Here is a 7,943-nt window from a genome sequence, read left to right as displayed (position 1 = left end):
CATCGTTCGGGAACCAGTCCCGGAACTCCTGCAACGTGCGCGGGTAGTCGACTCCGCCTAGCGGCCGTTCCTTGCTCACACCCGAAATCGTACTGCACTCAAGCAGATATGCAGAACATATGTTCGAAGTGTAGTCCATGGGCCCGACAAGATCAATCCCCACGAGGCCCTGTGGATGAGGTTTTACCCTGCGGGGCAAACAAGATGACGGGCCGTCAGGTTAGAGCGCCCGCCGGGCCTCGACGACGGCGGTGACGAGCGCGGAGGCGCCGATGCGGAACGTCGCCGGCGTGAGCGCCGGCAGGGCGCGCTCGGCCGGGTCGAGGTAGAGCAGAGCGCCCTCGACGGTGCGGACGCCGCCGGAGACCTTGATCCCGGGCTGCCGGCCGTGGCGCACCGCGTACTCGCTCACGGCATCGAGCAGGACGGCGACGGCGGCGGGGGAGGCGCCGGGATGGCCCTTGCCGGTCGAGGTCTTGAGCACGTCGGCGCCGGCCTCGAGGGCGAGGTCGGCGGCCAGGCGGACCGGGACCGGCCCGGCCAGCGCACCGGTCTCCAGGATCACCTTGAGCCGCACGCCCGGGCTGGCTGCGCGGACGGCCGCGACCTCGTCGGAGAGGCCCTGCTCGGCGCCGCCGGCGAACGCGACGTGATCCACGATCAGATCCAGCTCGGTGGCGCCGTCGGCGATCGCCTGCTCGGCCTCCGCGACCTTCTCCGCCACCGACGCGACACCGGACGGGAAGTTGCCGACCACACTGACCACGGCGATCCCGGTGCCGGCGAGTTCGGCGGCCGCCACCTTCACCCATCGCGGGTACACGCACACCGCGGCGACGGACGGCACGGTTGCGTCGGAGGGGTCGGGCCGGAGTGCGCGGGCGCACAGCGCCGCAATGGACTCCGGGGTGTCGGTCAGCTCCAGGCTGGTCAGGTCGGTCAGCCGCAGGATCAGGTCGAGGCGCTCACGGGTCAGGGGCACCCCGCGATCCTAAGCAGCGGACGTCTGAAGCGGCGTGAGTGATAGCGCTCGCTTCGTCGGACGCAAAGGGAGGGCGCGCTAGGCCTGTCCGCCGGGCTCGACCGTGGACTGGGCCGGGGCCGGTTGCTCGTCGCTCGGGAAGTCGGCGAGCTCGCCGCGGCGCGTGGTGTCCCACTCGGCGAAGGTCAGCTCGGACTGCAGGTACAGCCCGGTCAGCTCGGCGGTACTGCGGATCGCGTGCAAGGTGGTGCGCTCGTGGCCGTGGGTCGCGTCCGTGCCGAAGCCGATCAGGGCCGCCCGCATCTCGGCGCCGGCCTCGATGGCCGCGGCGACGTCGGAGCGGTAGTGGCTGAACACGTCGCGCCGGTGCTCGATGCCGTGCTCGGCGCACAGCGCGAGCAGCTTGCGGGTGAGGTGGTAGTCGAACGGCCCGGTCATGTCCTGCATGGCCACGGTGACTCCGGTTTCGACGGACTCCTGCACCGGGGCGACGATGGCGGAGTCGATCGAGACCATCTCCGCGACGTCGGCGTGCAGGCCGTGGCTGGCGCCGTGCCCGACCTCCTCGGCGATGGTGATCAGCAGATGCGCCGCCACCGGGAGCTCGACCTCGGCCTCGCGCACCGCCTTGAAAGCGGCCAGCGCCGCCGCGATGCCGGCCTTGTCGTCGAGGTGACGGGACTTCACGAAGCCACCAGGGGTGATCTCCGGCAGGGCGTGATGGGCGATGAAGTCGCCGACCTGGATGCCCAGGCCGGCCAGGTCGCGCTCGGTGCTGACCGACTCGTCGACCCGGATCTCCACCTGGTCCCAGCCGACGCCCTGGGTGTCCACCTCGTCGGCGTAGGCGTGGCCGCTGGCCTTGAGCGGCAGCACCGTGCCCGAGTAGGCGACCTGCGGGTCGTCGGTGAAGATCGTCACCCGCGCCCCCTCGGAGAACCGGGCGCTGTGGGTGCCGATCGGGATCGCCTGCAGTCGCCCGTTCGGCTTGAGCCGGCGTACCGCCATCCCGATCGTGTCCGAGTGCACGACCACGGCGCGCGACGGCGAGCGCCGGGCCCCGGGCAGGGTCGCGAGCAGCGCCCCGCGCCGGGTCAGTTCGAAGTCGATCCGGAGCTCGGTGAGGGTCTCGCCGAGCACCTGCATGATCTGGTCGGTGCGGCCGGTCGGGCTCGGGGTGAGCAGGAGCCGGAGCAACAGGTCCCGGGTCCAGCTCTCGTCGATCGGGAGCACCTTGGGAATCGCGGTCATCGCATTCACACCCCGTGGTCGGTGTCGGCCGGCGCATCGTTGGGTCCCCACGCGGTGGGCAGCGGCCGGGTCGAGGGGAAGAGCAGGTCGACGAAGCACTGGGCCGTCGGCTGCGGTTCGTGGTTCGCCAGGCCGGGGCGTTCGTTGGCCTCGATGACGTGATAATCCGGGCCTTCGACGGACGGGACCATGAAGTCCATGCCGACGACGGGGATGTCGAGCACCTGACTGGCCAGCTCTGCCGCCGCGGCCAGCTCCGGGTGCAGCGCGGCGGTGACGTCGTGGATCGTGCCGCCGGTGTGCAGATTGGCGGTCCGGCGCACCACCAGCTCCACATCGGCCTCGAGGACGTCGTCCAGGTCGTAGCCGGCCTCGGCGACCACCTCGGCGGTGAGCTCGTCGAGCGGGATCTGCGACTCGCCACCGGTCACGGCGGCCCGTCGTCGGCTCTGCGCCTCGATCAGGGCGCGGATGGTGTGCTCCCCACTGCCGATCACCGCGGCCGGCCGTCGGACGGCAGCCGCGACGACCCGATGGTCGATCACGAGCACCCGCAGATCCTCGCCGGGGACGAGCTCCTCCAGCAGCACCTCGGAGCTGAACCGGCGCGCGGTCTCCACGGCTCGTTCGAGGTCGGCCGGCGCGGTGACGCCGACCGTGATTCCCTGACCCTGTTCGCCGCGGGACGGCTTCACGACGACGGCACCGACCTCGGCGAGAAAGGCGGTGTCGGCCTCGCTGCCATCGGCGCATCGTCCGCGCGGAACCGACAGCCCGGCCCGGGCGAGAGCGCGCCGGGTCACATGCTTGTCGTCGCACCGGCTCATCGCGACCGCGCTGGTGAGCTCGGACAGCGACTCCCGGGTGACGACCTTGCGTCCGCCGTGGGTCAACCGCAGCTCACCCCAGGCGGGGTCGAGCACCTCGACGTGGATGCCCCGGCGGATCGCCTCGTCGGCCACGATGCGGGCGTAGGGGTTCAGCTGCGCCAGGTCCTCGGCCGGGCTGGCCGCGAACAGTCGCTCGTTGATCGGGTTCTTGCGCTTGACGCAGAACACCGGCTCGCGGATGAAGCCGAGCTTCTCGTAGAGCTTGATCGCGGGAGCGTTGTCGTGCAGCACGGACAGGTCGACGTAGGCCGCACCGGCGGCCGCCAGGCGGGCGGCGAGGGAGAGAACGAGGGCCTCGCCGATGCCGGGCCGCGAACTCTGCGGGTCGGCCGCCAGGCACCACAGGCTGGACCCGCGCTGCGGGTCGTTGAAAGCAGCGCCGTGGTCCAGGCCGGTCACCGTCCCGAGGATGCGCGTGCTGCCGTCGGCGGTCACCTCCTCGGCCACCAGATAGTGGAAAGCCTTGTTCTCGGCATTGCGCAGCAGCACCGCCGGCGGAGCGGGGAGCATGCCGCAGGAGGCGTAGAGCCGGTTGATCTCGTCCGCGTCGTGGCGGTCGCGCAGCGTGCGGATCTGCACGGACGCGTCCGGCGCGGACTGCGGCGGGTCGCCCGGTGAGAAGTGGAGCCGGTAGGTCACGGACGGGTCGATGAACAAGGCGAACGGCGCCAGGCTGACCAGAACCTGAGGCTCCGTCACGTACATGCAGATGTCCCGGCGACCGCTGGCCTCGTCCGACAGTACGGCGAGCAGGCGCTCGTGGTCGGCGAAGGTCTGACCCAGGATCAGTCGGCCCCAGCCGAGATCCAGCGCCACCTCGGTCTCGGCGTCGGGGGAGCGCCAGGACTGGGCCTGCCACCACTCCCGACGCTCGTCGGTTGGCGTGGGCTGCGTCGTCTCCGTATTCACAAGGTCCCCCCGGTCTACAGGCCGTGGCTCTGCAGCCACAGCTCGAGCAGGCCCAGCTGCCACAGCGGATTCCCCCGCAGCGGCGTCAGATTCCCGTTGGGCTCCGCCAGCAGCCGGGCCACCTCTGATTCGGCGAACAGGCCGCGCTCCCGCGCGGCGGGAGCGTGCAGGGCCTCGGTGACCAGGTCCAGGTACGGCCCTTGCAGGTGCTTGAGGGCGGGGACCGGGAAGTAGCCCTTGGGCCGATCGATGACGGCGTCGGGAATCACCCGGCGGCCAACCTCCTTGAGTACGCCCTTGCCCTCCTGGGCGAGCTTGAGCTCCGGCGGGCAGGCCGCGGCGAGCTCCACGAGCTCGTGGTCGAGGAACGGGACGCGGGCTTCCAGCCCCCAGGCCATCGTCATGTTGTCGACGCGCTTGACGGGGTCGTCGACGAGCATGATCTGCGAGTCCAGGCGCAGGGCGGCATCCACCGCGGTCTCGGCGCCGGGAGCACCGAAGTGCGCGGCGACGAAGTCCCGACTGACGTCGCGGTCGAGACGGTAGCGCGGGGACACAGCGGCATTGCGGGCGTCGAGGTCGCGGTCGAAGAAGGCGGCCGCGTAGGTGCCGACGGGGTCGTCGCCCGCACCCCGCATCGGCGGATACCAGTGGTACCCGGCGAAGACCTCGTCCGCGCCCTGACCGGACTGCACGACCTTGACGTGCCGCGCGACCTCCTCGGAGAGCAGGAAGAACGCCACCGCGTCGTGGCTGACCATCGGCTCGCTCATCGCCGCGATCGCGCGCGGGAGCGCGGGCAGCATGCGCTCGGTGGCGACGCGGATCTGATGGTGATCGGTGTCGAACTCGCGGGCGATGACGTCGGAGTACTTGAACTCGTCGCCCTCCTCGCCGCCGGCCGCCTCGAACCCGATGCTGAACGTGGCCAGACCGTGCTGGCCCTGCTCGGCGAGCAGGCCGACGATGAGGCTGGAGTCCAGGCCGCCGGAGAGCAGGACGCCGACCGGCACGTCCGCCACCAGGCGCCGGCGCACCGCCAGCCGGAGCGATTCGAAGACCGCGTCCTCCCAGTCGCGCTCGTCCCAGGCGGCCTTCGCCGGATCGCGGACCAGGCTCGGGCGCCAGTACTCCCGTTCGGTGCGGTGGCCGTCGGCGTCGATCGTCAGCATCGTCGCCGGAGCCAGCTTGGAGATGCCGCGCAGGATCGTGCGCGGAGGCGGCACGATCGAGTGGAAGGTCAGGTAGTGGTGCAGCGCGACCGGGTCGATGTCGGTGTCGATGCCGCCGCCGGCCAACAGCGCGGGCAACGTCGAGGCGAAGCGCAGCGCGCCCGGGCGCTCGGTCAGGTAGAGCGGCTTGATGCCGAGCCGGTCGCGCACCAGGACCACGCGGCCGCTGTCGCGCTCCACGAGGCAGATCGCGAACATGCCCAGCAGGTGGTCGACGAAGTCGTCACCCCACTCCTTGTAGGCCTTCGCGATGACCTCGGTGTCGGAGGTGGAGAAGAAGCGGTACCCGGCCTGCTGCAGTTCGCCGCGCAGCTCCGGGTAGTTGTAGATGCAGCCGTTGAACACGACGGTGAGGCCGAGTTCCGGGTCCACCATCGGCTGCGCGCCCGCCTCGGTGAGGTCGATGATCTGCAGCCGGCGGTGCCCGAGGGCCACCCGTCCGTTGGACCAGACCCCGGCGCCATCGGGCCCGCGGTCGTCCATGGTCGCCGTCATGGCGGCCACCGCGGCCACGTCCGCTCGACCGTCCTCCAGGCGTAGTTCTCCCGCGAAGCCGCACATGCGGTGAGGCCTACCCCTCCCGCCGCCGCCTACCCGCCGGCGTGGGGCGCCTCACGCCCCGAGGCGCGCGAGAAGCTCGGCCGCAGCCGTCTCCAGCAGGGCCGCGAGTCGGTGGCGCTCCAGGCCCAGATCGGTGGGCCCGGGCGCACCCAGAGCGTGCAGGTAGAGCTTGAGCTTGGGCTCGGTGCCGCTCGGACGCAGGATCGCGCGGAGTGGGCCGGCGGTGAGTCGGAGGCCCGGCGTCCCCGGCAGGCCGGAGGTGGGGAAGGCCAGGTCCTCGACGTGCTCGACCGCAAGTCCGGCCAGCGTGGCCGGTGGATCGGCGAGAAGACGGCCGACGATGTCGGCGTCGGTCGTGCGGATCGAGCGCGGCGCAGAGTCCGCGACGCCGTAGCGGCGCGCGAGGTCGTCCAGGCGGTCCTGCAGGGTCGCGCCCTCGGCGCGGCAGTGGGCGGCAAGTTCAGCGACCAGCAGCGCCGCGGTGATGCCGTCCTTGTCCCGCACCGCCCCCGGATCGGTGCAGTAGCCGAGCGCCTCCTCGTAGGCGTAGGCCAGGCCCGGCACCCGGGCCAGCCACTTGAAGCCGGTCAGCGTCCGGACGCAGCGGCGACCGTGCGCCGCTGCCATCCGCTCCAACAGCGGCGACGACACGATCGTGGTGGCCAACGCCCCGTCCGCCGGGATCCGATCCCGTTCGAGGAGGTGCGACGCGAGCAACGCGCCGACCTCGTCGCCCGACAGTGCCCGGAAGCCGTCCGCCACCGGCACCATCACCGCGCACCGGTCGCCGTCGGGGTCGTGGGCCAGCACCAGGTCGGCGTGGGAGCGGACCGCGGCGGCGGTGACCAGGTCCAGCGCCCCCGGCTCCTCCGGGTTGGGGAAGGCGACGGTGGGGAAGTCGGGGTGGGGCTCGGCCTGCTCGCGCACCTCGACGAGGGGGTCGAATCCGGCAGCGGCCCAGGCCCGACGGAACGTCGCGCCGGCGACCCCGTGCAACGGCGTGTAGGCCGCGCGCAACGTCCGAGGGCCGCCCGGCTGGAGCAGGCCCACCGCTCGGGTCAGGTAGCCCTGGATCACCGCCTCGGGGACGACCGCGATCCGGGCCCGGCCGGACGCCCGGCTCGCGGTCACCGTGATCTCGACGGTGTCGTCCGACCGCCCGATCCCCACGGCCGAGCGGGGAATCTCCGCGGCCGGCGGAGCGTGCGCCATCGCCGCCTCGACGGTCGCGTCCTCCGGCGGTGCGATCTGGGCCCCGTCGGCGAGGTAGACCTTGTAGCCGTTGTCGGTGGCCGGGTTGTGCGAGGCCGTGATCATCACCCCGGCCGCGGCGCCACGCACCGCGAAAGCCAGCACCGGCGTGGGCAGTGGCCTCGGCATCACCAGCGCGGACCGGCCGGCCCCGACGAGGACGGCGGCCACCTCCGCGGCGAACTCGGCCGAGCCGTGCCGCGCGTCGAAACCCACGACGACAGGCCCCGGTACCTGACGGGACGTCAGATAAACGGCCAGCCCGTGGGTGGCCCGGGCGACGAGGTCGACATTGAACTCGCCCGGCCCGTCGCCCATCGGGGCGCGTAGACCGGCGGTACCGAAGCGCACCGGCGTCTCCTCTGCGGATGACATCCGTTGGTCAGCCGGGCCAGGTGGTGAGGATCTCGGCCAGCAGCGCCCCGAGTTCACCGGCCGCCGCGCGACCGGCGGCGAGGACGTCGGCGTGATCCAGGTCCGGGCCGGTGCCGGCCGCGGCATTGGTCACCAGTGACAGGCCGAGCACGTCCAGTCCGGCCTCACGGGCCGCGATCGTCTCCAGTGCCGTCGACATCCCGACCAGGTCGGCGCCGAGCGTGCCGGCCATCCTCACCTCGGCGGGCGTCTCGTACTGCGGGCCGGCGAACTGCGCGTACACGCCTTCGGGCAGGGCCGGACGCACGGTGCGGGCGTGCGCCCGCAGCGTGAGGGAGTAGGCGTCGGTCAGGTCGACGAAGCGGGCGCCGCGCAGCGGCGAGGCCCCGGTCAGGTTGAGGTGATCGGCGATCAGTACCGGGGTGCCGGGCGGCCACTCGGGCCGCAGGCTGCCGGCCGCGTTGGTGAGCACCACCGCGCGGGCACCGGCGG

5 protein-coding genes and 1 pseudogene are annotated in these 7,943 nt (G+C 72.2%); all 6 read right to left on the bottom strand.

Annotated features, from left to right (window positions below; all coding sequences use genetic code 11):
- Window positions 1–220: 220 nt before the first annotated feature.
- Window positions 221–982, bottom strand: coding sequence for a deoxyribose-phosphate aldolase (gene deoC / locus H0X00_RS19260; protein ID WP_293774025.1), 762 nt, complete (start codon window positions 980–982; stop codon window positions 221–223).
- A gap of 78 nt (window positions 983–1,060) precedes the next feature.
- Window positions 1,061–2,233, bottom strand: coding sequence for an osmoprotectant NAGGN system M42 family peptidase (locus tag H0X00_RS19255; RefSeq protein WP_293774023.1), 1,173 nt, complete (start codon window positions 2,231–2,233; stop codon window positions 1,061–1,063).
- A gap of 5 nt (window positions 2,234–2,238) precedes the next feature.
- Window positions 2,239–4,032 carry an N-acetylglutaminylglutamine synthetase gene (gene ngg, locus H0X00_RS19250; protein WP_293774022.1) on the bottom strand — a complete coding sequence of 598 codons (1,794 nt, stop codon included), beginning with the start codon at window positions 4,030–4,032 and terminating at the stop codon, window positions 2,239–2,241.
- A gap of 14 nt (window positions 4,033–4,046) precedes the next feature.
- Window positions 4,047–5,825: an N-acetylglutaminylglutamine amidotransferase gene (locus H0X00_RS19245; RefSeq protein WP_293774021.1), complete on the bottom strand. Its 1,779-nt coding sequence runs from the start codon at window positions 5,823–5,825 to the stop codon at window positions 4,047–4,049.
- A gap of 51 nt (window positions 5,826–5,876) precedes the next feature.
- Window positions 5,877–7,451 carry a phospho-sugar mutase gene (locus tag H0X00_RS19240; protein ID WP_293774019.1) on the bottom strand — a complete coding sequence of 525 codons (1,575 nt, stop codon included), beginning with the start codon at window positions 7,449–7,451 and terminating at the stop codon, window positions 5,877–5,879.
- 7 nt (window positions 7,452–7,458) lie between these two features.
- A pseudogene (locus H0X00_RS19235) lies at window positions 7,459–7,943 on the bottom strand (purine-nucleoside phosphorylase); the annotation flags it as partial.

The organism is Sporichthya sp. (assembly GCF_013815995.1).
Lineage (GTDB): Bacteria > Actinomycetota > Actinomycetes > Sporichthyales > Sporichthyaceae > Sporichthya.
The sequence above is the reverse complement of the archived record's forward strand: the minus strand, read 5'-3'. Positions and strand labels throughout refer to the sequence as shown.